The 26,657-nt window shown below is 48.7% G+C and carries 29 protein-coding genes, 1 tRNA gene and 2 pseudogenes; 31 read left to right on the plus strand and 1 reads right to left on the minus strand.

Translation table 11 applies throughout. From position 1 onward, the window contains the following. Nucleotides 1–648: 648 nt before the first annotated feature. The 25 genes and pseudogenes from KVG29_RS07595 to KVG29_RS07715 form a co-directional block, all read left to right on the plus strand. Nucleotides 649–967, plus strand: a pseudogene (locus KVG29_RS07595) (IS21 family transposase); the annotation flags it as partial. Next, nucleotides 961–1,059: pseudogene (locus KVG29_RS12650) on the plus strand (AAA family ATPase); the annotation flags it as partial. The pseudogenes KVG29_RS07595 and KVG29_RS12650, both read left to right, overlap by 7 nt. A gap of 51 nt (nucleotides 1,060–1,110) precedes the next feature. Beyond that, on the plus strand, nucleotides 1,111–3,753 hold the full coding sequence (locus KVG29_RS07605) for a GH116 family glycosyl-hydrolase (RefSeq protein WP_252227642.1): 2,643 nt from the start codon (nucleotides 1,111–1,113) through the stop codon (nucleotides 3,751–3,753). Nucleotides 3,754–4,016: 263 nt separating this feature from the next. Beyond that, entirely contained in the window at nucleotides 4,017–4,289 is a 273-nt protein-coding gene (locus KVG29_RS07610) for a nucleotidyltransferase domain-containing protein (protein ID WP_252227643.1), read from the plus strand. Nucleotides 4,290–4,374: 85 nt separating this feature from the next. Next, nucleotides 4,375–4,530 (plus strand): hypothetical protein, encoded by a 156-nt coding sequence (locus KVG29_RS07615; protein ID WP_252227644.1) that lies wholly within the window; start codon nucleotides 4,375–4,377, stop codon nucleotides 4,528–4,530. A gap of 36 nt (nucleotides 4,531–4,566) precedes the next feature. After that, nucleotides 4,567–5,544, plus strand: coding sequence for a radical SAM protein (locus KVG29_RS07620; protein ID WP_252227645.1), 978 nt, complete (start codon nucleotides 4,567–4,569; stop codon nucleotides 5,542–5,544). 124 nt (nucleotides 5,545–5,668) lie between these two features. Next, nucleotides 5,669–5,756, plus strand: a tRNA-Leu gene (locus KVG29_RS07625). A gap of 129 nt (nucleotides 5,757–5,885) precedes the next feature. Continuing rightward, a complete protein-coding gene (locus tag KVG29_RS07630; protein WP_252227646.1) occupies nucleotides 5,886–7,166 on the plus strand; it encodes a D-alanyl-D-alanine carboxypeptidase family protein in 1,281 nt (426 codons plus the stop codon). Between the two features lie 111 nt (nucleotides 7,167–7,277). Next, nucleotides 7,278–7,835: a GNAT family N-acetyltransferase gene (locus KVG29_RS07635; RefSeq protein ID WP_252227647.1), complete on the plus strand. Its 558-nt coding sequence runs from the start codon at nucleotides 7,278–7,280 to the stop codon at nucleotides 7,833–7,835. A gap of 135 nt (nucleotides 7,836–7,970) precedes the next feature. Further along, nucleotides 7,971–8,774 (plus strand): peptidoglycan-binding domain-containing protein, encoded by an 804-nt coding sequence (locus KVG29_RS07640; protein ID WP_252227648.1) that lies wholly within the window; start codon nucleotides 7,971–7,973, stop codon nucleotides 8,772–8,774. Between the two features lie 209 nt (nucleotides 8,775–8,983). Then, nucleotides 8,984–9,337: a sulfite exporter TauE/SafE family protein gene (locus KVG29_RS07645; RefSeq protein ID WP_252227650.1), complete on the plus strand. Its 354-nt coding sequence runs from the start codon at nucleotides 8,984–8,986 to the stop codon at nucleotides 9,335–9,337. After that, on the plus strand, nucleotides 9,338–9,691 hold the full coding sequence (locus KVG29_RS07650; protein ID WP_252227651.1) for a sulfite exporter TauE/SafE family protein: 354 nt from the start codon (nucleotides 9,338–9,340) through the stop codon (nucleotides 9,689–9,691). A 380-nt stretch (nucleotides 9,692–10,071) separates the two neighbouring features. Continuing rightward, nucleotides 10,072–11,409 (plus strand): electron transport complex subunit RsxC, encoded by a 1,338-nt coding sequence (gene rsxC, locus KVG29_RS07655; protein ID WP_420840541.1) that lies wholly within the window; start codon nucleotides 10,072–10,074, stop codon nucleotides 11,407–11,409. Between the two features lie 253 nt (nucleotides 11,410–11,662). Beyond that, nucleotides 11,663–11,812, plus strand: coding sequence for a hypothetical protein (locus KVG29_RS07660; RefSeq protein ID WP_252227652.1), 150 nt, complete (start codon nucleotides 11,663–11,665; stop codon nucleotides 11,810–11,812). Nucleotides 11,813–11,832: 20 nt separating this feature from the next. Then, entirely contained in the window at nucleotides 11,833–12,810 is a 978-nt protein-coding gene (locus KVG29_RS07665; RefSeq protein WP_252227653.1) for an RnfABCDGE type electron transport complex subunit D, read from the plus strand. Next, on the plus strand, nucleotides 12,803–13,387 hold the full coding sequence (locus KVG29_RS07670; RefSeq protein ID WP_252227654.1) for an RnfABCDGE type electron transport complex subunit G: 585 nt from the start codon (nucleotides 12,803–12,805) through the stop codon (nucleotides 13,385–13,387). Before KVG29_RS07665 ends, KVG29_RS07670 begins: the two co-directional genes overlap by 8 nt. Continuing rightward, nucleotides 13,387–13,980: an electron transport complex subunit RsxE gene (gene rsxE, locus KVG29_RS07675; protein WP_252227655.1), complete on the plus strand. Its 594-nt coding sequence runs from the start codon at nucleotides 13,387–13,389 to the stop codon at nucleotides 13,978–13,980. Before KVG29_RS07670 ends, rsxE begins: the two co-directional genes overlap by 1 nt. A gap of 160 nt (nucleotides 13,981–14,140) precedes the next feature. After that, nucleotides 14,141–14,728, plus strand: coding sequence for an electron transport complex subunit RsxA (rsxA, locus tag KVG29_RS07680; RefSeq protein WP_035146079.1), 588 nt, complete (start codon nucleotides 14,141–14,143; stop codon nucleotides 14,726–14,728). Nucleotides 14,729–14,743: 15 nt separating this feature from the next. After that, nucleotides 14,744–15,733 carry an RnfABCDGE type electron transport complex subunit B gene (gene rnfB / locus KVG29_RS07685; RefSeq protein ID WP_252227656.1) on the plus strand — a complete coding sequence of 330 codons (990 nt, stop codon included), beginning with the start codon at nucleotides 14,744–14,746 and terminating at the stop codon, nucleotides 15,731–15,733. Nucleotides 15,734–15,958: 225 nt separating this feature from the next. Then, nucleotides 15,959–17,563 carry a mannitol dehydrogenase family protein gene (locus tag KVG29_RS07690; protein WP_252227657.1) on the plus strand — a complete coding sequence of 535 codons (1,605 nt, stop codon included), beginning with the start codon at nucleotides 15,959–15,961 and terminating at the stop codon, nucleotides 17,561–17,563. Between the two features lie 76 nt (nucleotides 17,564–17,639). Continuing rightward, on the plus strand, nucleotides 17,640–18,026 hold the full coding sequence (locus KVG29_RS07695; RefSeq protein WP_252227658.1) for a LacI family DNA-binding transcriptional regulator: 387 nt from the start codon (nucleotides 17,640–17,642) through the stop codon (nucleotides 18,024–18,026). Between the two features lie 54 nt (nucleotides 18,027–18,080). Beyond that, the gene (locus tag KVG29_RS07700; RefSeq protein WP_252227659.1) at nucleotides 18,081–18,545 is read left to right on the plus strand and encodes a Gfo/Idh/MocA family oxidoreductase; all 465 of its coding nucleotides are present in this window, start codon (nucleotides 18,081–18,083) and stop codon (nucleotides 18,543–18,545) included. 16 nt (nucleotides 18,546–18,561) lie between these two features. Continuing rightward, nucleotides 18,562–18,819, plus strand: coding sequence for a hypothetical protein (locus KVG29_RS07705; protein WP_252227660.1), 258 nt, complete (start codon nucleotides 18,562–18,564; stop codon nucleotides 18,817–18,819). 436 nt (nucleotides 18,820–19,255) lie between these two features. Next, nucleotides 19,256–21,010: a DNA methyltransferase gene (locus tag KVG29_RS07710; RefSeq protein WP_252227661.1), complete on the plus strand. Its 1,755-nt coding sequence runs from the start codon at nucleotides 19,256–19,258 to the stop codon at nucleotides 21,008–21,010. 164 nt (nucleotides 21,011–21,174) lie between these two features. Next, entirely contained in the window at nucleotides 21,175–21,834 is a 660-nt protein-coding gene (locus KVG29_RS07715; protein WP_252227662.1) for an endonuclease III domain-containing protein, read from the plus strand. 114 nt (nucleotides 21,835–21,948) lie between these two features. On the opposite strand, the gene KVG29_RS07720 is transcribed toward KVG29_RS07715, so the two are convergent. Beyond that, nucleotides 21,949–22,152, minus strand: coding sequence for a hypothetical protein (locus KVG29_RS07720; protein ID WP_252227663.1), 204 nt, complete (start codon nucleotides 22,150–22,152; stop codon nucleotides 21,949–21,951). A 265-nt stretch (nucleotides 22,153–22,417) separates the two neighbouring features. Between KVG29_RS07720 and KVG29_RS07725 the strand changes: the two genes are divergently transcribed. The 6 genes from KVG29_RS07725 (at nucleotide 22,418) to KVG29_RS07750 (ending at nucleotide 26,656) form a co-directional block, all read left to right on the plus strand. Then, nucleotides 22,418–23,056: a LysE family transporter gene (locus tag KVG29_RS07725; protein ID WP_252227664.1), complete on the plus strand. Its 639-nt coding sequence runs from the start codon at nucleotides 22,418–22,420 to the stop codon at nucleotides 23,054–23,056. A 61-nt stretch (nucleotides 23,057–23,117) separates the two neighbouring features. Beyond that, nucleotides 23,118–23,753, plus strand: coding sequence for an SGNH/GDSL hydrolase family protein (locus tag KVG29_RS07730; RefSeq protein ID WP_252227665.1), 636 nt, complete (start codon nucleotides 23,118–23,120; stop codon nucleotides 23,751–23,753). 186 nt (nucleotides 23,754–23,939) lie between these two features. Continuing rightward, nucleotides 23,940–24,089: a hypothetical protein gene (locus KVG29_RS07735; protein ID WP_252227666.1), complete on the plus strand. Its 150-nt coding sequence runs from the start codon at nucleotides 23,940–23,942 to the stop codon at nucleotides 24,087–24,089. Next, nucleotides 24,068–24,847: an S-methyl-5'-thioadenosine phosphorylase gene (locus tag KVG29_RS07740; protein ID WP_252227667.1), complete on the plus strand. Its 780-nt coding sequence runs from the start codon at nucleotides 24,068–24,070 to the stop codon at nucleotides 24,845–24,847. Before KVG29_RS07735 ends, KVG29_RS07740 begins: the two co-directional genes overlap by 22 nt. A gap of 87 nt (nucleotides 24,848–24,934) precedes the next feature. After that, nucleotides 24,935–26,026 (plus strand): S-methyl-5-thioribose-1-phosphate isomerase, encoded by a 1,092-nt coding sequence (mtnA, locus tag KVG29_RS07745; protein WP_276576462.1) that lies wholly within the window; start codon nucleotides 24,935–24,937, stop codon nucleotides 26,024–26,026. A gap of 108 nt (nucleotides 26,027–26,134) precedes the next feature. Next, nucleotides 26,135–26,656, plus strand: a complete 522-nt coding sequence (locus KVG29_RS07750; protein WP_252227668.1) for a YhcN/YlaJ family sporulation lipoprotein — start codon at nucleotides 26,135–26,137, stop codon at nucleotides 26,654–26,656. Nucleotide 26,657 lies beyond the last annotated feature (1 nt).

The following is a 26,657-nucleotide window of genomic DNA, read 5'->3' on the forward strand; positions in this document are numbered from 1 at the left end:
ATCTTACTTATTAAGCACTCTTAATTACTGTGTTTTTATATTTTTAGTCTATATTCTGTTGCCAAAGTCCATGTTTTGATAACAATTCTCTTATCGTTGACTTTTTCATTATTTATTTGACACTACCATTTTGGAAAAAGTATACCAAATTTTCATCAAAAATATTAACGATATATCGTTGACAAACGAAAAAGTTTATAGTAGAATAGAGTTAACGATATATCGTTAATAAAAAATTGGTTTAAGTTATATCTCTATGAATATGTCAGATTATGGAATATAAGTATAAGGTAGAATATGAATATAAAGGCAAGGAAGGAACTTTATGGCATACAGAAATGTAATTCTATATACCTAAATTTTGTACAAAAGCCGAAGAAAGAATGCATGAAATTTCCTTAAGTTAACATTGCAACAGTGTCAGTACCGTTTTGATGACTTTGTCAAAGTCAAAGTATATCCAGTTATCTTCCTTATTTAACCATTTTTTGAGATATTGTTTGCACAAAATTTAAGTAACTAAAAGCCTCCTTTTCGCTGTCTGTGAAACATAATTCAAACAATATGTTATATTCCCTTTACTAATCTCAATAGATAAGCTAATCTATGAATAGATTAAGAATGCATTAATTAATTGAAAAAGCTTTTCCTCCCAAACAGGTTCCTGGCAGTATGCCTTTACGCAACCAGGTCTGGCCAGCAAGCCCAGGTTGACTGGAGTGAATACAGCTATGTTGACTAGGAAACCGTTGGGATACACAAGCTTTACGTCTTTGTCATGGTATTAGGATACTCCAGGGCTATATACGTGGAATTTGTAAACTGCTGCAACGTCCATAGTTTCACCCGCTACCTTATCCACGGGTGGGAATACTTCGACAGAGTAGCCGACGTAGTTCTTACCGATAGAATGAAAACTGTAATACTTGGTACCGATGAAAACAGAAAGCCAGTATGGAACTCTACCTTGCTCATATAGTTAACATAAGGGGTAACAGCTACCGCCTAAAGGATAGATTAAAAACTGGGCTATATGCCAGCCTGCGTGATAGCGTCTAATTTAAAAAACCAGAATGGGTCAATTTAAAAAATGAAAAGGAGGCTAACCTTATGAACAATCCATATTTCTTGTACACTAAAGAAAGGCTTAAAGAAATTTCCTTTCCATTGGGGGGAATAGGTACAGGGTGCATTGGCCTGGCCGGTAACGGCAGGTTAATTGATTGGGAGATTAGGAATCGTCCCAACAAAGGCAGCTATAACGGCTATTCCCACTTTGCCGTAAAGGTGGAAAAGGGCGGCCGAGTAATTGATGCAAGGGTCTTAAATAGCGACCTGCATCCTCCTTATTCGGGTAGTTTTGGTGAGCCGCATTTTAAGAGCTTCGGTTTTGGGCCGCCAAGGGCTTATTTATCTGGAGTGCCGCATTTCAGGGACGCGGAATTCAGAGGGGAGTTCCCGTTTGCCAGTATCACGTTTGTAGATGATACTTTTCCGGGCAAAGTGACCATGACAGCATTCAATCCTTTTATACCGCTCAACGATAAAGATTCAAGTTTGCCAGCGGCTTTCTTTGAAATACAGGTGGAGAACACGTCAAATGAACCCCTCGATTACACTGTGGTATCCTGCATTGGCAATATAAACGGCCGGACCATTGGATATAACGAGTTTACCCAGTGTGGACAGGTCAAAGGGATCAGAATGGGGTGTCGTGGTGTTGAGCCGGCCGATGTACGCTATGGAGAGCTGACTATAGCTACCGATGAGCAGGATATAAGCTATCAGGAGTACTGGTACAGAGGAAGCTGGTTTGACGATCTGGAAATGTACTGGAACGACCTGAATACACCTGGAAAGTTTTCCAACAGGACATATAGAAGTAAGGAAGGAAGTCATACAATCGGTTCCGGGAATGAAGTGGACATGTGCACGCTGGCGGTACACTTTTCCTTAAAACCGGGCGGACACAAAAAAGTCCGCTTTGTTCTGACGTGGTATTATCCCAACTGTTATAACTATTGGAAGCAACAAGGTCGGGAACAGAGCTGCTGTGGTTGTCAAACATACATAAAGGCGCAATGGAAGAATTATTACTCGCACTTGTTTAAAGATTCTTTTGACTGCGCCGTGTACGCGCTTCAAAACTGGGATCGGCTGTATGAGGAAACTATGTGCTTTAAAGAAGCCTTATTTTCATCAACCCTTCCACCAGTTGTTATAGACGCCATTTCGGCCAATATATCCATTCTGAAAACGCCTACCTGTTTGCGGTTGGAGGATGGTTCGTTTTACGGTTTTGAAGGATGCCATTGTGATTCTGGCTGCTGTGAGGGCTCTTGTACCCATGTATGGAATTACGCCTATGCATTACCCTTTTTATTCCCTAAGTTGGAACGTTCTATGCGTGAATTGGAATATTGGTATAATCTAGGCGAAGACGGGGGCATGTCGTTTAGGCTGCAGCTTCCACTGGGGAGCAAACGATGGGATTTTAGGCCTTGTGCTGACGGTCAGTTTGGCGGCGTTTTGAAGGTTTACAGGGAATGGAAGGTATCTGGCGATACCGAATGGCTACGTAAGCTCTGGCCTTCGGTAAAGAAATCCATTGAATACGCCTGGGCTGAAACCAATAAGGACAGGTGGGACCCAGAACGTACCGGCGTTTTGACAGGGCGTCAACACCACACCCTCGATATGGAGCTCTTTGGCCCCAACTCGTGGCTCACGGGCTTTTATCTGGCGGCTTTAAAAGCCGGCGCCGAGATGGCAGATTATTTAGGGGAAAAAGACACTGCTCGGGAGTATCTAGACATATTTCATCGCGGCAAGAAATGGGTAGATTCCAACCTCTTCAATGGCGAATACTATTATCACTGCATTGATTTGAATGATAAATCCATTCTGGACCAGTTTGATGAGGGTAAAAGCGATACCCTGGTTGGCGGGACAACGGTGGATACTTATTGGAATGAAGAAAAAGGCGAGATCAAATACCAGGTGGGCGAAGGATGTCTTGTGGATCAGGTGTTGGCTCAATGGCATGCCAATTTAATAGGCTTAGGGGAGATATTCGATCCAGCGCAGGTTCGAAAAGCCGTCTACTCGGTTTATAAAAACAATTTTAAGAGGATGAGGGATGTCTTCAATCCGTGCAGGGTATTTTCGTTAAACGATGAAAGGGGAGTGGTCATCTGCTCCTACCCGGAGGGCAGGAGGAGGCCGGCTGTTCCAGTGCCGTATGCTCAGGAGACCATGAACGGTTTTGAGTACCAAATAGCAGCCCACCTCATTCAGGAGGGATTCATTAAAGAAGGTTTGGAAATAGTGGAAGCCGTACGCAGCAGGTATGATGGATACAAACGCAATCCATGGAATGAGTTTGAGTGTGGAAGCAACTATGCTAGATCCATGGCCAGTTACTCATTGCTTTTGGCTTTTTCAGGTTTTATGTTTGATATGGTTAAAGGCGTTATAGGCTTTAACCCGGTCACTGGTGGCGATAACTTTAGAGTATTTTGGTCTCTGGATTCTGGATGGGGAATTTTTGAAAAGTCAGGCGATAAAATAGAGCTGAAGGTGCTGTACGGCTATCTGGATTTGAAAGAGCTGTGCTTGCCTTTTATGAAAGGCAGAGATGTGAAGTCGGTTTTGCTGGAAGATGTGCCGGTGGCTTATAAAAAGGATGGGGAAAACATTAAATTTAGTGATATTGTCAGGATCAGCAAAGGGCAAAAAATAATGATTATTTAACATGGTTTAAATTGACGTACTTATCAATGGATCTAGGGTTAACAATTCTGCATCTACAGTGGATACCGTGGGGATTGCTTTCTTAATTGGATGGTTATGGATAGGTATGTTATCATTTAGTATTATGGTATAATATGTAGAGGAATTAACAGACAAAACTGCTGTGTTGTTGTAAAATACTAAAGTGGTAGCGGAATTGGTTTGTATTTCACAAAATGTATCTTACCAACGTAAAATTGAGTTAATGAAGGGAAGGAAGTATTATGATAAAATTCGGCAAAAAGCTGCCAAAAGATATATTAGCTAGAGCTGTGGAAAAGCTCCCCGCGGTTTTCGAAAAAGATCCCCAAATTGTAGCGGCATATATTTACGGGTCATATGCTACGGGAAAGACCACGGATTTAAGTGACATAGATATAGCCGTCTTATTGCGGAAAAAGGGGGATTGGGAGAAGCAGCTTGAATTGATTGACAGCATAGCTGAAGCCCTCGAGACTGAAGATTTTGATCTGCTATGGATAAACTTTTGCAATTAGCGGGACTGCAACAAACTTGCAGTTCCTTTTTTATTTAGACACACAAACAGAAGTAATTGCCTGGTTTGACTGGCAGGGTAATCTCATGCCGATTAAGTTCAGGTATTTAATTGAAGACGAGGGTTATGTTAGAATAAAGATTGATAGGGTTATTGAAAAGCGTCTTGACAGATTTGCAGGAAACAAGATGTTCAGGTACAGGTGCGAGGCCAATTACAGCAACGTACTGTATAAGATTTGATTTTGGCAAGTATAGATACAGGGAGGATTTTTGGCTGTGCTTAAAATTGATTGCCTTGTGTCAGGAGGAGTAATTACAAATTACAAATGTTCGTCAAAGTGCAAGCATTGTTGTTATGCCAGTTCCCCGGAATGGCCTAACGATTATATGACCCCATCCATGGCCGACGAGATATTTTCTATTCTGAAGAGTTTAGATTGCCATTACGTTCATATTGGTGGTGGTGAACCGCTTCTGCAGCCTGACAAAATTTTTGCTGTCCTGGAGTCGGCTCGAAGAAACAACATTGATATAGAGTATATTGAGACCAATGCGTCTTGGTACAGGGATGAGGCATCGGCAAAAATCATTCTTAAGGAACTAATGAAATATGGTGTACATACGTTGCTTATATCTATAGATCCATACCACAATGAACATATACCATTCTGGAAGGTAAAAGCTTTAATGGCGGCTTGTTCAGAAGTAAACATGGGTGTATTTCCGTGGCTGATGGATTTTTGGGCTGATCTGGATGCAATGGATGACCGCAAACCCCATTCTCTTGATGAGTATGCCCGGTTTTTTGGGCAGAATTATCTGTTAGAACTGTCAAGAAGATATGGACTTAACTTGAAAGGGCGAGCTTTAAAGACGTATAAACCGATGATGAAGAAACAGCCTTTTGAACAAATATTGAAAGAATCTAAGCCATGCAGATTATTATCAGGTATTTACCATTTTCATGTTGATCTGTATGGTAACTTTATTCCACAGTCGTGTCCAGGCCTTTCAATAAACTTAAGTGAAGTATCATACGGGGCTGATCCGGGTAAATATAAGGTATTATATAGTTTGGAGTCCACTGGGATAGGCGGATTGGTGGAACTGGCAATAAAAGAGTATGACTACAGGCCCGAGTCCGAATATGCAGGGAAGTGCGACCTTTGCTATGATATCCGGAGTTTTTTGGTTTTGGAGCGGAAGTTAAACCTTCCTGATCTACAGCCAGAGGGACATTATAAGTATGTTTGAGGACTTATTGAGAGCCTATTTGGAGACGGGTTTTCAAAATTACTAGTTGACAATTTTATATAAAGCGGATATAATATTTCCTGCAAAGAGACGGAGGTTACAACAAAATATAAACGGTAAACGTGCGGAAGTGGCGGAACTGGCAGACGCGGTAGTTTGAGGGGCTGCTGCTCGTTAAGAGCGTAAGGGTTCGAGTCCCTTCTTCCGCACCACGTAAAAAAGCCTCGCTGATGATACAGCGAGGCTTTATTTTTTTGTGAATTATTTTCATGAGCTGTCAAATAATAAACCTATGTCGATGGTATGTTGATTACATTTCATACTGTGCACGGGAGGAAGGAATGGTGATAAGGCGCAGCATAGCATGCATATTGCTTTTTGCGTATGCGTTTTTTTATTCGGGTGCTGTATATTCTGCTCAAGGGGCTTATTCAGGCGATGTCGCTTATAGCGGTTTGATGGCCTCCCAAGCGGCCTCCAAATTCGAAGATGCTGTACTTCAAAGTGCTGGTCTGAGCGCAGAGCGGATAAGCAATCCCTCTGGAGTGTCTTCCGTGGTGCCGCCTTCCACCGCTGCGAGGGCGGCTGTGGTGATGGAGGCATCCAGCAGGAGGGTGCTGTATGCCAAAAACCCACACATGAAGCTGCCCATGGCCAGCACCACCAAAATCATGACAGCCATACTGGCTATAGAGATGGGCAATCTTGAGGACGTGGTGACGGTCTCACCTATGGCGGTGGGGGTGGAGGGCTCGTCCATCTACCTGGCAAAGGGGGAGCGGCTGACCCTGGAGCAGCTTTTGTACGGGCTCATGCTTCGCTCGGGCAATGACGCAGCTGTTGCCATTGCCGAGCACATAGGCGGCAGCGTGGAAAACTTCGTGAGGCTTATGAACAGGAAGGCGGTTCAAATAGGTGCCAGAAATACCAACTTCGTCAACCCACATGGACTGCATGATGATATGCACTATACAACGGCTTACGACTTGGCACTGATTTCGGCCTATGCCATGGAAAATCCTATTTTTCGCACCATAGTGTCCACCAAATACAAGAAGATCCCCTGGGAGGGGCGAAGTTACGACAGGGTGCTTCAAAATAAAAACGCCTTACTGTGGAGCTATGAAGGTGCAAACGGTATAAAGACGGGCTACACCAAGGTCTCCAGGAGGTGCCTTGCCTCGGCCGCACTGCGCGATGGCATGCAGCTGGTGTGCGTGGTGCTAGACTGCCAGCCATGGTTTGACGACAGCGCCACCCTGCTGGACTACGGCTTTGCAAACTTTAAACCCTATACCGTGGTCTCGAAGGAGCAGGTTTTGGGGCATATTCCGGTCAGGGATGGGTATGAGGCCCAGGTGGCAGCCGTGTGCAGGGAGGAGATACTCTTGCCCGTAAGGGAAGGAGAGGAAAAGGAGATATCGGTCGAGATTGAACTGCCGCAGTACCTCAAGGCGCCTGTGAAAGCCGACACCAAGGTAGGATATGTAAAGGTGACCTTGGGCGATGAGGTCAGCATCAGGAAGGATTTGTATACCGCAGCCGACGTCAAGGAAAACACCATAAGGTCCAATTTGAAGAGGATAATTGACAGGTGGCTCGATACGGAGTTTGGGTTTTAAAATTTTTTAATTTCTAAAAAAGGATTTCGTGTACTATTTGTAGAATAAAAATAATAGATGACTACAGTATGTTGTGGTGCGTATACCATATCCAAGAAGGGATGCGCTTAAATGATTAAACACCGTCTGGAAAGGGATGGGTTGTCGATTGCGCCCGTCACCGAAGAGGATTTGCCTCAGATATGGCTGTGGTACAGGGATGTTGAAAGGTACAAGCACGCCACGGGACTTAATCGGCCCATCACCTTTGAGGAGATGAGGGACAAGTACATCGAGGCCTGCTGCAGCCGCTGGGAGTTCTTTTTCAAGGTGGTCGAAAAGCAGCATGGCATCATGCTGGGCGTGGTAAAAGGGCGTGTGCACTATCTCTTAAAGGACGAGGCCTGGATAAGCTCCATCCTCATCGATGAGGCCTATCAAGGCGCGGGAGTGGGACATAGAGTTGTGTCCATGCTGGAGGAGTATTTCAGGAGCGTGTGGCTTATCAGGCGGCTGTACACAGGTGTAGTGGCCAGCAATATAGCGGGACTGGAATTCTGGAAGAGTATGGGATATGCGGAGGTGAGGAAGACCCGCTATCAGATCATGCTGAACGATAAGCCTGAGGATATAATGATCATGGCCAAGAATTTGGAGTGTGAGCAGCTGCTTGCATTGTGCCTGTGCTGACCTTTAGCTTTTGCTGAGTCCAATTAACAAAGCAGAAATATTTTTGAAATATTTTTGTAAAAAATTGATGCAATTTCCCATAGTTTGTGTTAATATAATGGGTGGGCTGTACAATTTCAAAAAAAGGTGATAAGAGTGAAGAAAGCGGTCAGCATACTTGTGTTGATGTTGTTTGTATGCTTTCTTTTGGGCGTTCCGGCAAGAGGGGAAGGGACGCCTGCTGATGGAGATATGGATGAGGGGGCTACATCTGGAGCGACCGGTGACGAGGTGCTGAAGGTAAAGTGTACCGGTCAGAAGGTAGTGGACCTTCAGATGAGGCTCAGGGATCTGGGGTATTTCAACTACAAGATCACGGGATATTACGGGACGGCTACGGCCGATGCCGTTCGGCTGTTTCAGGAGCAAAACGGGCTTGCAGTGGATGGAACGGTAGGGCCCGAGACCAGGAGGATCCTGTACAGCCCTGGTGCGAAGCGCTATACTGCCTATCCATCCCAGGCGGCTTCTTATCTACCGGCTTCTCGAGGCGGAAGGAACTCCCTGGGGGTGCTGGTTGAGTGGTTCTCCAAGGGGCAGTATCTCTTTCCCAGGGGTGCAGTGGCAAAAGTGATAGACCTGTATACCGGTAGGTCGTTCTACATGAAGCGCACCGGTGGAACCAACCATGCAGACTCGGAGCCGGTGACGGCAAAGGATGCCCAGATCATAAGAGAAATATGGGGTGGTTGGAGTTGGGACCGCAGGCCTGTCATAGTCGAGATCGGCGGCGTGCGGGTGGCCGCTTCCATGCACGGAATGCCCCATGCCTATGACACCATACCCAACAACGGCATGCAGGGCCATGTGTGCATACACTTCTACAAGAGCAAAACCCACATACACAACAGGCAGGACCCTGATCATCAGGCTGCTGTGATGAGAGCCGCTGGCCGATAAGGCCGGCTTTTTATTTTTTTGGCTGACTTACGAGAGTTACCCTTTATGTATGTTTGCAGGATTTGACTGGGTATCAAATCTAGCTGGTGTGGTTGTTCTAGGTAACTTGAGTGTAACCCCTTTCTTTTAATGCACCTTCACTGGCAACGATGAAAAACAGGCATAAAAGGCTTTCTCTTTGGCAAGATTAATTACGGGTGATGCGAAGGATGAAGCGCTGGCTTAAAATTGGAATATCGGGATTTGTGGCCGGGCTGTGCAACGGCTTTTTTGGCTCGGGAGGCGGTACCATTGTGGTGCCTGCAATGGTGCACCTTTTGGGCATGAAGGAGCACGATGCCCACGCTACCGCTCTGGCGGTCATACTGCCTTTGACGGCCATAAGCTCTTTTGTGTATTTCAAAAGCGGCTTTTTCGAATGGGATGTAATATGGAAGGTGGCCGCCGGCGGCGCTCTGGGTGGCCTTGTAGGGGCGTGGATCCTGAACCGAATCTCGCCTTACTGGCTGCGCAAAGTTTTTGGCCTTTTCATGATCATTGCCGCGATAAGGATGATCGCATAGATGCTTCTTTTTTTTATAGGACTGGCTTTCGGGATTGTTGGTGGGATGGGCATTGGCGGGGGTAGCATTCTCATTCCGGCCCTGGTTTTTTTGGCCGGCCTGTCCCAGCACGCTGCCCAAGGGGTCAACCTTGCAGCATTTTTCCCTACGGCAATTCTGGCAATCTGGCTTCACGTCAAAAACGGATACATCAAATACGGGATGGCCCTCTATCTCTTTCTGGCAGGGGCCATAGGCGCATTTCTGGGAGCTAAGCTTGCTGTTATCACTTCTTCGGGTATCTTAAAGAAGCTGTTTGGGATTTTCTTGCTGGTAATGGGCATCTACGAGTTCACGCGAAGCGGGAAAAAGTAATATACCGGCTGGCTGATTGTTGGTAAAAAATTACATATACGTTTTTTGCTGAGATTGCTAAATTTATAACATGTAAACGCCGTGAAAAAAGTTCTGCATTTTTATAAAAATTAGCAAATTTTCCTCAATTTTATGGGATATATGTATAATACACTCATAAAAATGTGTAATAGTTATATAACAGCTGAAACTGTTTAAAATGCTGTTTTCAAGCCATTTGTTAAAAAATAAACTTGTGAGATGTATAACATTTTTATAAAATCTGTGTTATAATATTCAAGGATGAATGCATATTATGTTGCATTATGACGGATTGAGTTGCATGCCGGTTGGCGCCATCAGATAAATCATAAAGATTTAAGGCAAAGAAGGTGTGTGAAATGGGGTTGAAGGTGTTTGGATTTAAAGGAGGAGTGCATCCTTTCCACAGGAAAGAGAGCACGCAAGACAAAGCGGTTGAACGGATGCAAGCGCCAAAGCTGGTGTATATACCTTTGCAGCAGCACATAGGTGCTCCCTGTGAACCGCTGGTAAAGCCCGGTGACCATGTCAAACTGGGGCAAAAGATTGGACAGCCAAAGGGCTTTGTGGGCGCGCCGGTTCATGCCAGCGTTTCGGGAGTTGTGAAAGAGATAAAGCAGGTACCTCATCCTGCCATGGGGCAGGGGCTTGCCGTTGTTATTGAGAATGACGGCAAGGATGAGCTGGATGAGTTCATAGTCCCAAAGGATATTGAGTCGCTGAGCGCCGAGGAGTTAAAAGATTTAATTCTTGAGGCCGGTATCGTGGGTATGGGTGGTGCCGCATTCCCAACCCATGTCAAGCTTTCGCCGCCCAAGGACAAGAATATAGACGTCGTAATCTTAAACGGCGCCGAATGCGAGCCTTATCTGACGGCCGACCACCGCTTAATGGTGGAAAATCCACGGGATGTGGTGGATGGGCTGAAGGCCATTATGAAAGTGCTTGGGGTTAAAAGAGGGTACATCGCGATAGAGAACAACAAGCCGGATGCCGTGTGTGTCATTGCTAATGCCGTCAAATCAGTGCCCGGCGTGGAGGTGATACAGCTTAAGACCAAGTATCCCCAGGGTGCCGAGAAGCAGCTCATATATGCCGTGACCGGCAGGCAGGTGCCGTCGGGAGGCCTGCCGATGGATGTGGGAGTTGTGGTCAACAACGTGGGCACGGCTGCTGCCATTGCCCGGGCAATAAAAACGGGTATGCCGCTTATCGAGCGCATCGTAACGGTGACGGGTGGCGGAGTGGCCCAGCCCAAGAACCTGTTGGTGCGCATAGGTACGCCTTTCAAGGACGTCGTCGAGGCCTGCGGCGGACTGCTGGGCCAACCGGCCAAGGTGATATCGGGAGGCCCCATGATGGGGATTGCGCAGTACACCTTGGATGTGCCCGTCATCAAAGGTACCTCGGGTATTCTGGTGCTTACCAAGCAGGAGGTGGAGATGCCCGAGCCGGGTCCCTGCATACGATGCGGCAAATGTGTAGAGGCCTGTCCCATGCGGCTTATGCCTCTATTTATCAGCGCTTATGCCCTGAAGGGGGATTACGACCGCAGCGAAAAGCTGCATGCCATGGACTGCATAGAGTGCGGCTGCTGCTCGTATATATGCCCTGCCAGACGCCCGCTTGTGCAGTCCATCCGTACGGCAAAGCGCGTGATCACCGAAAGGAGAAGGCGCACTGCCAGTGCCAAATGACAACGGCGTATTTGATGTCTGGCGGTCAAAGGTGTGCAGCCAGCTGATATGTGATTTAAGCAGCCCAATGAGCTGCTGTAGCAAAACGGATACCATCAGGTTAAGGGGCATAATCTTGCAGCAGGCATTTTCGCTGTATGTATACTTTTATACTGTTACAGTTTTGTTATACAGCCTTGTGCCAGTGTTGTATCAATGTTGTGCTGGGTTATACCGTATTATGTAAGTGTTGTATAACTGTTGTGTAAATGTTATGCCATTTAGGTGTGGTGCAATTGATTTGTGCTGGATTAAGGAGCAGGGCTGTCCCAAATACCGCCTGTTGGGGTCGGGGCAGCATGATATAAAGGCGGATTACAAATACCCCAACCTTCTAAGCCGGCATTATACCCATACGGTTTAGATGAACAGGGGGATGTTGCGATGGAGCCTTTAATAGTTTCTTCTTCCCCCCACGTGTATTCAGAGGATACTACAGCTCGCATCATGCGGGACGTGGTGCTGGCGCTTTTACCTGCGGCGGCAGTTGCTGTGTACTTCTTCGGGGGAAGAGCGGCTTTGATAATGGCTATATCCGTATTATCGGCCGTTATGACCGAAGCGGTTGTGCAAAAGCTTATGAAAAAGCCGGTTACCGTCAACGACTGGAGCGCTGCGGTGACGGGGCTCATGCTGGCTTTTAACCTGCCGCCTACCGTTCCGCTGTGGTTGCCTGCGGTGGGTTCGGCCATCGCCATTGCCCTGGTCAAGCAGGCTTTTGGTGGGCTGGGACACAACTTCATGAACCCGGCCTTGGCTGCCAGGGCCATCTTGCTGGCCGCGTGGCCGGTGTATATGACGACTTGGGCTGACCCCATTCGCGTAGCTATGAGCGCGGCAGCGGCTGATGCCATCAGCTCGGCCACACCGCTTGCCATACTTAAGGGGATGGAAGGGACGGAGGCGCAGCTTCCTCCTCTGTGGGCCATCATATTGGGCAATACAAGAGGCTGCCTTGGCGAGACATCGGATGTGGCACTGCTGCTGGGTGCTGTTTATCTGCTGTGGAGAAGGGTAATAAACTGGAGGATCCCATTTAGCTTCATCGGCACTGTGGCGCTGCTTACCTGGATTTTGGGGCCACAGGGGCTTTTTACAGGAAATGCGATATACCACATATTTTCGGGCGGGCTTATCCTGGGAGCGTTCTATATGGCCACAGACTATTCGTCTTCACCGGTGACGCCTAAAGGGCAGATAATAATGGGTATTGGGTGCGGAATAATCACGTCTATCATTCGCGTATACGGCGGTTATCCCGAAGGGGTCACCTATTCCATACTGCTGATGAACGTGGCCGCTCCTTTGATTGACAGGTTTACAATGCCCCGCATTTACGGGGAGGTGAGAGCAGATGTCTGAAGGTATGAGAATGTCCATCAAGCTGTTCATAATAACCGCGGTGGCGGCTCTGGCACTGGGCATCACCCATGCCGTTACCGAGGAGCCCATAAGGCTGCAGAACGAACAGGCTAGCGTAGAGGCTAGAAAAGGCGTGCTACCCGATGCCCAGGAGTTCGTCCAGGTGGACATATCGGAATACAAAGATGAGTATCCCAACGTTGTTGAGGTGTACCAGGGCAAATCGGGAGATGACACGGTGGGCTATGTATTTAAGGTGATATCCAAGGGTTACGGCGGCGATGTGGAGCTGTTTGTGGGCATAGATGCTAAGGAGAATAAAATCGAGAACGTGAGCATCATCAGCCACAACGAAACTCCCGGGCTGGGGGCCAAAGCGGCTGAGTCTGATTTTTTGAGCCAGTATACCGGCAAGTCGGCTGGTAGTCCACTGGCGGTGGTGAGGGGAAGCGCCACACAGGATACACAGGTGGAGGCCATAACCGGCGCTACCATAACCTCAAAAGCCGTGACCCAGGGCGTGAACTCTGCTTTAGAGTTCTACAGCCGGGTATTAAAGGACGGGGGTGCTGAGTGATGAAGGCTTTGAAGGTGTTTTTTAACGGGGTGCTCAACGAAAACCCTACTTTCAGGATGGTTCTGGGGATGTGCCCTACCCTTGCTTTGACTACTGCAGCCATAAACGGCATAGGCATGGGGCTGGCCACCACCTTTGTTCTGGTGGGTTCAAACCTGGTGATATCGCTGCTTAAAAGCTTCATACCGCAGAAGATAAGGATTCCCGCCTTTGTGGTGGTTATCGCCACCTTTGTGACGGTGGTCAGCATGATAATGCAGGCCTTTCTTCCCGAGCTCAACAAGAGCCTGGGCATATATATTCCGCTCATTGTTGTAAACTGCATCATTCTGGCAAGGGCAGAATCCTTTGCATCCAAGAATTCGGTGTTTCTGTCGATAACTGACGGGCTGGGCATGGGCGTAGGGTTTACACTGGCGCTGCTTTTGCTGGGTTCAATACGTGAAATACTGGGCGCCGGGACCTGGTTTGGTATGCCCGTTTTTTCGGATGGCTTCAGCCCAGCTGTCATCATGATACTGCCTCCCGGGGGATTTATAACCCTTGGGCTGGTGCTGGGGCTGCTCAACAAGCTGACAGGCAGGGCTGAGTAGAGCTGGCTGAATAACTGAAAAGACGGATTAATTGATTTCGATGGATAGATGTTGCACGGTAAATTTTTTGATACAGATTTCGTTCTGGATGTGTTTGGCGATGACCGTGCGCTGAGCGGGTGTAGATTCAATTAAAAAGCAATGTGTAGGGGGAAAGGGTATGGAATACGTGGGTAAAATATTCGTCATATTGATAAGCTCGATACTTATAAACAACTTCGTCATGTCAAGGTTCTTGGGTATCTGCCCATTCCTTGGGGTGTCAAAGCGGGTTGAAACCGCTGTGGGGATGGGCGCTGCCGTTACCTTCGTGATGGCCATGACATCTTTGATTACCTATATAATCCAGTATGTCATACTCGAGCCTTTGGGCCTTGAGTATTTGCAGACCATCATATTCATTCTGGTGATAGCCTCGCTGGTGCAGTTCGTCGAGATGGTGATACAGAAGACCAGCCCGACGCTGTACCAGGCGCTGGGCGTGTATCTACCGCTTATTACCACCAACTGCGCCGTGCTGGGCGTGGCCATCATAAACATAGACGAGAAGTACGATTTGATTCAGGCGCTGTTTAACGGAGTGGGCGCTGCCCTTGGATTTACCCTGGCCATCGTGCTTTTTGCTGGAGTACGCGAAAGGCTGGAACTGTCGGATATACCCAAGCCGCTTAAAGGTTTTCCCATCGCCCTCATTACAGCGGGCTTGATGTCGGTGGCCTTTTTAGGGTTCCAGGGGCTCATAAAGTAAGGGGGGATATTGTCCATGGAGAAGATACTGCTGTCCCTGCTCAGTCTGGGAGGCATGGGGCTTTTGTTTGGGGCAGTTTTGGCGTTTGCGTCGAAGAGGTTTGCAGTTGAGAAGGACCCCAGGGCTGAAGCCATCCGTGAGGTGTTGCCGGGTGCCAATTGCGGTGCATGCGGCTATCCGGGGTGCGACGGGTTTGCGGAAGCTGTGGCCTCCGGTAAGGCGCCGGTGGATGGCTGTACCGTAGGTGGATCGCCTGTGGCCTTGAAAGTGGGCAATATAATGGGCGTGCAGGTTGAGGAAAAAGAGCGACGCATTGCCCGTGTCCTGTGCCAGGGCGACTGCCAAAACGCCATCAATAAATACGAATACAGGGGGATACAGGATTGCGTGGCGGCATCCATGCTGGCCAGCGGGCCAAAGGGTTGCAGCTACGGTTGCCTTGGGCTTGGGACCTGCGTGAGGGCATGCCCCTTCGATGCCATCCATATCTCCGACCGTGGCATTGCTGTGGTGGACCCCGACAGGTGTACCGGGTGCGGCAAATGCGTAGAGGCCTGTCCCAAGAATTTGATAGAGCTTATCCCTGAATCCAGTCTGGTACAGGTGCTGTGTATATCCAAGGACCCGGGTAAACAGGTACGTGAGAACTGTAAAGTAGGATGTATAGGGTGCAGGCTGTGCGTCAAGGCTTGTCAGTTTGAGGCCATAGACTTTGTTGACAATCTTGCCAGGATAAGGTATGATAAGTGTGTAAACTGCATGGTATGCGCTGAGAAATGTCCAACCGGCGCCATATATGCCGATTTCAGCAAGCGCAAAGTGGCCTTTATCGATGAGGACAAGTGCATAGGCTGCACTGCCTGCAAGAGGGTGTGCAAGTTTGAGGCCATAGATGGCGAGCGCAAGCAAAAGCACAGGGTGCTTGCTGACAAATGCACGGGCTGCGGCCAGTGTGTCGAGCGTTGCCCGGTAGATGCCATTACGCTAAGCGTTCGCGGGAATTGAGGATGTTGTTTTTCTTGAAACCTAAAATGCGGAAGAATACTTTCTTCTTCCGCAGTAAATCCAGTAAATGGAGTGGAAAGGTGCTATAAAGGCGCTATCTTAATGGGAGAGTATTAATGCGCAACGAGGTAAGCGGTTAACCAATTTGGACTTTGATAGGCCACTATCCCCAGCGGTTGGATAGTGGCATAAAATATATTAATTTTAAGAAGTTGGGGTGAAAGTATGAAGCTTAGCGTGGCCGATTTGAAAAATCGACAGGTATGGGAGGAAAAGGGCTATAAGCTGCCTGAGTTTGATATCGAAAAGGTAAGGGAGAAGACCCGGAAAGAGCCCATATGGATTCATTTTGGAGCAGGCAACATATTCAGGGCTTTCCCGGCTGTGCTGCAGCAAATCCTTTTAGAAGGTGGGCATAGCGACAGGGGCATCATAGTCTGCGAGTCTTACGATGAGGAGATTATAGAAAAAGCTTATGCGCCATTTGACAACCTCAGCGTGGTCGTCACTTTGAAGGCCGACGGCAGCGTGGATAAGAAGGTTGTGGCTAGCGTGGTTGAGGCTATACCAGCTAGGGGCAACATGGACAGGCTGGTGGAGATATTTACGTCTCCGTCGCTTCAGATGGCCAGCTTTACCATAACCGAAAAGGGGTATTCTCTGAAAAATGCCAGGGGAGAGTATTACCCCGATGTGGTGGATGACCTCAACTCCCTATCGGATCAGCCGAAAACCTTGATGGCTATGATCGCACTGCTGTGCTATAAGAGGTATCAGGCTGGCAGGTTGCCCATAGCGCTGGTGAGCATGGACAACTGCTCCCACAATGGTACCAGATTGTATGAGGCCGTAAGAGCCTTTGTCGATGCTTGGGTGGAAAAAGGTTTTGTTGACAGGGGTTTCAAGGATTACATTGAAGATCCGAATCTCGTATCCTTCCCCTGGAGCATGATAGACAAGATAACGCCGCGCCCGTCCGACCAGGTAAAGGCCATGCTGGAAGCCGATGGCCTTGAGGGCGCTGACATAGTGTGCACCAAGAAGAATACCTATATATCCTCCTTTGTGAATGCTGAAGAAGCACAATATCTGGTGATTGAGGATGTATTCCCCAACTCAAGGCCGCCGCTGGAGAAGGCCGGCGTTATATTCACCGATAGGGAGACGGTGGATAAGGTCGAAAAGATGAAGGTGTGCACCTGCTTGAATCCACTTCACACCGTACTGGCAATTTACGGCTGTCTGCTGGGCTACAAGTCGATTGCCGATGAGATGAAGGATAAGCACTTGAAGGCTTTTATAGAAAAGGTGGGGTATGAAGAGGGGCTGCCTGTGGTGGTAGACCCGGGCATAATCAATCCCCAGGAGTTTATCAAGGAGGTCATCGAGAAACGGTTTCCCAACCCATTCGTGCCTGATACGCCCCAAAGGATTGCTACCGATACCTCGCAGAAGATACCGGTGCGTTTCGGCGAGACCCTGAAGGCCTATATCAGGACCGGTAAGAGGGACATATCCACATTGACCTATATACCGCTCTTCTTCGCGGGCTGGATCAGGTATCTCATGGGAGTGGACGATGAGGGCAATCCTTTCACGCCCAGCCCCGATCCCATGCTGGAGACCCTGCAGTCCTACCTCAAGGATATAAAGCTGGGAGATACAGGGCCGTTTACCGAGGCCTTAAAGCCCATACTGTCTAATGAAAACATCTTTGGCGTCAACCTGTACGAGTATAACCTGGCTTCCAAAGTGGAGGCCATGTTCGCAGAGCTGGTTGCCGGCAAGGGAGCGGTGAGGAAGACTCTGGAGAAATATATAAAGGTGTGATAGAAACAAAGCCGTAAAAAAAGGGTTGTCAGACTTTGTCTGGCAGCTCTCTTTTTTGTGTCCGGTTGGACATTTTATGTTTTTCTTTTTAGGCGATATAGCAAAGATGGCCAATGTCTCGCCGGCTACCGCCTCAAGGGTGTTGAGCGGTTCCAATTATCCTGTGAAAGAGGCGTTAAGAAAGAGGGTTGTTGAAGCCGCAAAGAAGCTCAACTATTCCCCAAACGTGCTGGCAAGGAGCCTAAAGAGCAACACCAGCAATGACATAATGGTATTTGCGTCGGTGCCTTCGCAGTCGGATTTCTTGAAATACCTGGTGGAGGAGCAGGGCATCGATTGGGGCAGGATGACGGCATTTCATATACTGCATCGTTCCCACCGACCGGAAGGCCGAAGCGGTAAAGGCAGCGCTGACAGGCCCCATTACCGAGAAGTGCCCGGCCTCTGTCCTCAGGACCCATGACAGGGCTGTACTGTTTTTAGACAGGGATGCCGCCAAGCTGGTGGAGGGATTGGTATGAGGTTCGGCATTTACGGGTGCAGGCATGCGCATATAGCCGAGTTTGTCGATGAGATGCTCAAGCTGGGGCATGAGTTTGTAGGTATTTACGAGACCGAGCTGGATATAGCCAGGGGCATGGCTGAGAAGTACAAGGTGCCCCTGTTTGACAAAGGGGAAGATCTTCTCAAGCTGAAGCCCGATGTCATAGGTACCTTGGCCGTCAACAACCGCAAGATCGACGTCATCGAGTTGTGCAACCAGCAGGGCATCCATGTAATGGCAGATAAGCCCATAGTGACCAGCAGGGAAGGCTATGCAAGGCTTGAGAGAGTGGTTAAGCAAGGGAGAATTCAGGTGGGCATGATGCTGACCGAGCGATTTAATCCTCCCATTTACGCATTATGGAAGATGATACGCGAGGGTAAGCTGGGGCAGGTGGTCAGCTTTACCATCATGAAACCCCTATTTTACTTTCGGTGACGGGCGGATATTCTGCGTGGGGACGCAGGGCAGGGTTGAGGTGCGCACCACGGGCGACTGCCAGGCAAAGGGCGAGCCCTATGCCCTGCTCATCAGGAATACCGAAACATATGTAAGGTGTGAAGACGTGGCCTTACCCACTATGCTCGCCCAGGATTTTATAAACCGCATTGAGGGCAGGAAGGACGTCATAATCTCCGGCGAGGACGTGCTGATGTCCAGCCTGGATGCCATAGAGATTGACGAGAGCCTGGAGGAGGTATGCCTGTGTTGACTTGCGGTACAAAGCTCTAAATTGGCGACGTATGAGTCGGATTTATTGCAACATATTCTCGCAGCGAAGTCTTTAGCAAGGTTGCTTTTCAGCGGCTGAGATTTCACATCCAAGGTGAGGGAAATAGCTGGTGCAAATGTTGAATTGGTGTAATCGAAGGCACTAAATCGGTTTATCCCCCTCAGGAGACGCGACTTGAAATCCATGGTCAGAAGGGGAGCGTCATCTTTGGGGATTCGGGTTTTAAGCAATGGAGAACTACCCAAGCCTCACTATATGGTATCAAGGTAAAGGCGATTTTAAGAAGTTATTTTATGAATTTGAGAATGTTTTAAGGGGTATCGTGCCCCTTAGTTTGTTTTTGGAGTTATTTACATCATTTTTTCTATGTGATACCATAATAGGGTGGAATGATGGATGCTCCTTCAAAGTAACTGTGGCGGTTGTCACAATGCCATGGACATTCTTGATACCTAATAGGTTGATAATAGTTGATGTGGTGATGAGTTTGGTTCGATTAAGGCAGGTACATGTTATAGGAGAAGAGTACTGCGCAGGTATGGATACTCGTATGGACTGTTTTACAGACGGCAGAGTAGATACCAGTGCAAAGTCTAGTTCAAATACTGGTTCGTGTGCCGCTTCCAACGCCTGCCTATGTGCTGATTCAAATGCCGGACCAAATACCGGTTTAAATGCTGCTTTAAGCGGTGATTCATATGGCCGCTCTGGACATGATTTGCAGCATGTCATTGGCAGGTTTTACTGGTGTGATGTGCTAAAAGCCCTTCCATTGTTGCTTGAACAGTATGAAGGCAAAATACAGCTGGTGTACATGGATCCCCCTTTTGTGACCGGTCAGGTGTTTCGATTTCAGCAGCCTGTTGGTGCACAGGGGTGGAGGGGGGACCGAAAGTACATCATAACTCATACCGCCTACGATGACTTGTGGAAATCGGGCAGGGATGCCTTTTTATCGATGATGAGAGAGGTGCTGTCCTGCGTATACCGCCTTCTTTCTCCTGAGGGGTCGTTGTATCTGCATATCGACTACCGTACCAGCGCTTACATGCGCATCATGTTGGATGAGATATTTGGTGAGGAAAATTTTCTAAATGAGATCATATGGCACTATAGGAGCGGTGGCAGGGCTAAAAACCATTTCAGCCGTAAACACGATACTATCCTGTTTTACCGGAAATCGCCGCGGTACTATTTTAACATAGAGGCGGTGGGGGTTCCCAGGGGAAAGGACAAGCGCAACCATATGAAACAGCAGGTGGATGAGGATGGGCGAATATTCTGGTCTATAAGGTCAGGAGGCAGGGAATACCGGTATTACGAGGACAGCAAGATATATCCCAGCGATGTGTGGGACGATATCTCTCACCTCCATCAAAAGGACCCCGAAAGGACGGGGTATGATACGCAGAAGCCCGAGGCGCTGCTTGAGCGGATCATCAAGGCATCGTCCAGGCCGGGGGATCTGGTGGCCGACCTTTTTGCCGGTTCGGGGACCACTCTGGCGGTGGCCCAGAGGCTGGGCAGATGCTGGATAGGGGTGGACAATGGTATCTTTTCGTTGCATACATGCAGGAAGAGGCTTGTGCGCCAGCTGAACCGTTTCTGCGGTGAAGTCGGTTTGAAGGCGCAACGGCGGTGTGATAACGGTAAGGGCGCCGCGCATTCGATGGCTCCTTTTTGGTCAGGCAGTGTGGGCCAGGATGGTTGCAGCCGCCTTGTAAACGGGAATCCATATGGAGATGCTGCCAGGGTCTCGGGGGAATTATCAAACATAGGAGTCAAAGTATTGTTTTATTATTGCCAGGATTTCAAGGGTGAAGCAGGATATATGGTGGTTCCAGAGATTGAGGTGGAGTGCGTCAGGCTGCCCGATCACCAGGTTGCTGTGCGGCTTAAAAGATATGTTTTGCCGCAAATCCAGGGGGATGAGCGCTTAAGCGATATGGTAAGGGGGTTGCCTTTAGGGCCTCTCGACCTTGTGGATTGCTGGGCGGTCGGCTACTTGGAAAATGGCGTGTTTAAAGCGGCTAACTGGTCGATGAGGAGCTTTGATGCTTCCTGCCTGAATGATGAGCTTAGGATGGCTGTGCACGGTGATCAAGCCCCAGTGGTACACCTTGTAGATGTATACGGGCAGCAGTGGTTTTTTAGTATGGAGGGGCTGTAGCTATGTACAGGGATTGCAGGTAGCGACCATTGGGCCGTTGTTGCCTGTTGAGGTGAGACCGGAGACAAAACCTTTGTAAAGTTCTAACTAGAATGCAATCAATCGATAAAAATTGGAATTCGGTTTAGCGCAGTTAAAATTACCAGCTGGAGGTAGAAGCGTTCGTGTATCAGAAGCTGATGGACATATATGACAGGATGTATAAGCATTTTGGGCCTAGACACTGGTGGCCGGCCGATACGCCCTTTGAAGTGGTGGTGGGGACGATACTCACCCAGAGCGTTGCGTGGCGAAACGTTGAACAGGCCATAAAAAACTTAAAACAGGCGGGGCTGCTTGACCTGGTTGCCATAGCTCAGGCCGAGCTTGATGAGCTGGCTCGGCTTATACGTCCCACCCGGTATTACAATATGAAAGCCAGGAAACTGCAGGCCTTTTGCAGGCATGTGCTGGAGAATTACGATGGGTCGCTGGAACGCTTTTTTGCCATGGACCTGTGGCCTTTAAGGGAGGAGCTTTTGGGGATATACGGCATAGGCGAGGAAACGGCTGACAGCATACTGCTTTATGCTGCCGAGAAACCCATTTTTGTGGTGGATGCTTATACGAGAAGGATATTTTCTAGGTTGGGCATGGTGGATGCCGATATAAAATACGGCCAGCTTCAAAGATTTTTCATGGATCACATTCCTCCTGATGTCATGCTTTACAACGAGTACCACGCGCAGATTGACGCGGTGGGCAACCATTATTGTGCAGCCAAAAAGCCGTCATGCGGAGAGTGCCCGCTGAGGCCTTTGTGCGGCTTTGCCTCTGCTGTCTGACTTTCCTGTATCATTTTTAAGCTGTTCCCGGTTTGCGAAAAGCCGCCACCTGCTTGTTGAGCTTTCCTGCTTTAAAAGCTTTAAAAATGCTTTTTAGATGGATACACCCATTTTTCATTCTTCTTTTGTTTTGGCCACGTAAGGCTCATCCTGTTTTGGTTTGGTCTTGCCTTTTTCCTGGAGTTCTGCTCCGCGCTTGTGCGTTCCTTCCTGGCCTGTCCAGGCGTGGAAGGTAGAGATAAACTCGCCGTAGGCGCTCTTGTCCTGCAGCACGTCGCTTACCATATCATCTTTTCGAACGCGCTTTTTCTTTGCCAAGACTATCACCTTCCTTTTTGATTATCGTACTGTTAGTCTGTACACCTACGCTGTTTTTTATTTAAAATTGAGGCAGTAGACAGGCGAAAAAATAAATTGGATACAAGCCAGATATGGCATGAGTTTGCTTCAATCAACTGGCAAGGGATAAAGGAAGCCGCCGCTTCGAAAGGCCGGTTGAGTTTCCCTTTTGCGGAGCAGGTAAAAATGTGGTAAAATATTTTCAACTAGATTTTGACAGGGAGAGAAGGGATTATGAGTTGATATGAGCCTATGGGGGATATTTTTAAGCGCACTTATCATAGGTTTTTCAGGTGCTATGATGCCGGGGCCCATGCTGGGCGTCACCATTGACGGGAGCTTCAAGAGGGGTTCTGTAGCTGGTCCGCTGGTGGTATCCGGGCATGGGATTTTGGAACTGATGCTGGTTATCATCATGGCGTTTGGTTTGAAGGATTTTTTTGCAAACCCCACGGTGGCGGGGTTGATAGGCCTGGTGGGCGGAGTTTTTTTGATGTGGATGGGTTATGACATGGTGAAATCGGCTGTGTGCAACGCTGTTTCCATACAGGATGGCGCCAAAGGCCGTTTCAGCGCTCAAAACCTGGTACTGGCAGGTGCAGCGGTCAGCATTACCAACCCGTATTTTATAATGTGGTGGGCCACCACCGGTATGGAGCTTATACGCCAGGCTTATGCCCTGGGATTTTTGGGAGTGGCGTTTTTCTATGTAGGTCACATACTGTCAGACCTCATATGGTACTCTGCCGTCTCTGTTGGGGTATCTAGAGGTAAGAAGATTTTAAGTGACTTCGTATATCGCTGGATAATCTTTGCTCTAGGGCTGTTTTTAATTGGATTTTCACTGTATTTCATGTACAGCGGAGTTAAAATGTTCATATAGAAGTGAATGCAATCCAACAGACAATATTAAACTAAACATTAAGGATAAGGAGGTCTTTAAAATGAGCACTTTGATAGAGGATGGGGCAGTGGTATTGTTTCAGGGCGACAGCATCACCGATTGCGGGCGAAGCAGGAGCGATGACCGAGACCTGGGGAACGGCTATGCCAACATGATAGCGGCCTGGTTTAACGCCGTTTACCCCGAAAAGAGGGTGAGGTTTATAAACCGGGGAATAAGCGGTAACCGGGTAAGAGACCTGGTCGAGCGATGGCAGCGCGACTGTATAGACCTTAATCCTTCGTGGGTGTCCATATTGATAGGCATAAACGACTGCTGGCGCAGATATGATAGAAATGACCCCACACCGGTAGAGGTGTTTGCGGCGGGGTACAGAAGGATTTTGACCGAGGTTCGTGAAAAGTTGAACGCGAAAATCATCCTTTGCGAGCCTTTTGTACTCCCGGTGCCGGAGGACCGCAAGATGTGGCGGGAGGACCTGGACCCAAAGATTCAGGTTGTACGGGAGCTGGCCAGGGAGTTTGGTGCACTGTATGTCCACTTGGATGGCATTTTTGCGGCAGCTGCCGCAAAACGCGAGCCGGAGTTTTGGGCACCTGATGGGGTTCATCCCTCTCAGGCGGGACATGCGCTCATCGCCCGTGCTTGGCTGCAAACAGTAAAGGCGGAATTGTAATAGCCAGGCGAGCATATGGTATAATACGGTGTACCGGGCACCAGCAAATTTTTAAATTTTGTCCTGTTTTGCACATTAGATTGGCTTAAAGCAAAGGTGTTTTCTCAAGCAAGCTTGCGCTGAACAGAAAAACAAAAGTTTAAAATTTTTAGAAAGAAAGGAGGAAGGCGCTTTATATTCCAACCCGTGCTGTGCAGGACAATGCCGTCATGGCCTGTGAGCTTTGTATATGTTTTTTCAATTGGGCAGGCCATGGCGGTGGTTTGTAGCAGATCCAGGCTGACACGGGTTGGAGGTTTTGCGCCGCAGATGATATGGAACACAAGGCTGATATAGGAGTATTCGGTGGCTCAGGATTTTATTCCTTTTTAGAGGATGTGGAGGAGATAACAGTACCTACCCCCTACGGGGCACCCAGCGATAAGATTGCCCTGGCCAGGGTAGGGAACAAGCGGGTAGCTTTTCTTCCGCGGCACGGAAAGGACCACAGATATCCGCCTCACAGGATCCCGTACAGGGCAAATCTGTACGCCATGAAGGAGCTGGGAGTCAAGCAGATCATCGCGCCCACCGCCTCGGGCAGCCTGCAGCCCCACATCAAACCCGGAGATTTCGTGGTGTGTGACCAGTTTGTCGACAGGACATGGGGCAGGGAGGACACGTTTTTTGAGGGACCGGTGGTGAGACACGTAAGCGCTGCGTACCCATACTGCCACAGACTGCGCAAGCTGGCGGTGGAGACTGGCAGAGAGCAGGGCATAACCATCCACGATGGTGGCACGGTGGTCGTTATACAAGGCCCCAGGTTTTCGACCAAAGCAGAGAGCCGCTGGTTCAGCAGCATGGGCTGGGAGGTTATAAATATGACCCAGTACCCCGAAGTGATTCTGGCTCGGGAGCTGGGCATGTGTTATGTGAACATTGCGCTCATCACCGATTACGATGCCGGGCTTGAAGGGCGCGACGATATAGCGCCAGTGACCGAGGAAGAGGTCTTTAGGGTCTTCAAGGAGAATAACGATAAGGTGAGGAACCTCATAATGGCCATGATTGAGAAGATGGACGTAAACGTTGAGTGTGACTGCTGCAAGTGATTTGATCTCTTAATGAGAAACCCTGTAATGCTTGGATTTGGCAAATTAAACTTGCAGAATCATAGCTTAAAAACCGTGGCACAGCAGATGTACAGACGCATGGGTGAAGATAACAAGGATAAGGAGGGAGCGACTATCAGGCCTATTGAGTGGAAAAACGATAGACTTTGCCTTCTGGATCAGACCCTTCTCCCACACGAGAAGAAGTATGTGGAGTGCTATACCTACAGCGACGTGGCTAGGGCGATAAAGGATATGATAGTACGGGGAGCTCCCGCAATCGGCGTTTCGGCAGCTTATGGGGTGGTGCTAGGTGCTGCTGAATACAAGGGCGATGATGTGGAAGGGTTTCTCAAACACGTTGAAGCGGTGGCGCATGTGCTTAAAAATACCCGTCCTACGGCTGTCAACCTTTTCTGGGCCATAGAGCGGATGCTGAAGGTGGCCTTTGACAACAAGCAGAGGTCAGTCGACGATATCAAGGATATGTTGCTCAAAGAGGCCGACAAGATGGCACAGGAGGATGTTGAGACAAACCGCAGGATAGGCCACTTTGGCCAGCAGCTTTTAAAGGATGGCGATGTGGTGCTTACTCACTGCAATGCCGGTGCGCTGGCTACTGTAGGCTATGGCACCGCCCTAGGGGTGATACGGGCGGCCCACGAGGCGGGCAAAAATATCTCGGTATACGCCGATGAGACCCGCCCCTATCTGCAGGGGGCAAGGCTGACTGCTTGGGAGCTGATGGAGGAGGGCATACCGGTTACCCTGATCACCGACAGCATGGCGGGGTATTTCATGAAGAAGGGCGTCATATCGGCCATCATCGTAGGGGCTGACAGGATTGCCGCCAACGGTGATGTGGCCAACAAAATAGGCACGTATACCCTGGCGGTGCTGGCAAAGGAGAACAAGGTTCCGTTTTATGTGGCGGCTCCGGTGTCCACCTTTGACCTTTCGCTGGAGAGCGGCGAGGATATTCCCATTGAAGAGAGGGACGAGCGCGAGGTCACCCATATAGGTGGAATACGGATTGCGCCTCACGGGGTGAAGGTGGCCAACCCGGCTTTTGACGTGACGCCAAACGAATATGTGACTGCTATAATCACTGATCGTGGAATTGTATATCCGCCTTACAAGCAAAATTTGGAAAAGTTGGTTAATAAAAACCCAAAATGAGACTGAAGTGTAACTTTTAAAGTGTAGCAACTTTATACAGGGTTGCATTATATTTCATCAAATAAAAACCAGTGCAGCAGGCAAACTAAGAACAAGGAGGCGATAACTATGAAATTAAGAAGGTCCCTTGTTTTGTTTGCCTGTGTGTTACTGGTTTTAATATTTGTTGTTGCTTGTACGCAAAGGCCTGTGCCGCGGCAGCGCACCGAAAACGTGCCGCGTGCAACCAGGTGGACTGCACCCAGAACGCCCACTACGCCGCCTGCGCCCAATGTGACGCCCACCCGGGTTGACAACAGGCAGTATGTAGACAGGGCACGCCGTATTGCCGATAACGTGGCTGACCTCAAGGAGATCCAGTCGGCCACATGTGTCATAAGCGGCAATACCGCCATAATAGGAGTGCAGTTCAGCGAGCAGTATAAGGGTAAAATGACCGACGAGATAAAGAAAAAGATCGATCAGGTGGTTAAAAGGACCGATACCAGGATTAATAGAGTAGCTGTTACCGCCGATCCTGACATGGTAAGCCGTATACGGGATATTTTCAGGGATATAGGTCGGGGCAGGCCACTGTCGGGTTTTGTGAAGGAGATCAATGAGCTGCTCAACAGGATGCAGCCCAAGTGAG

Source organism: Caldicoprobacter algeriensis (assembly GCF_023838525.1).
GTDB classification, from domain to species: domain Bacteria; phylum Bacillota; class Clostridia; order Caldicoprobacterales; family Caldicoprobacteraceae; genus Caldicoprobacter; species Caldicoprobacter algeriensis.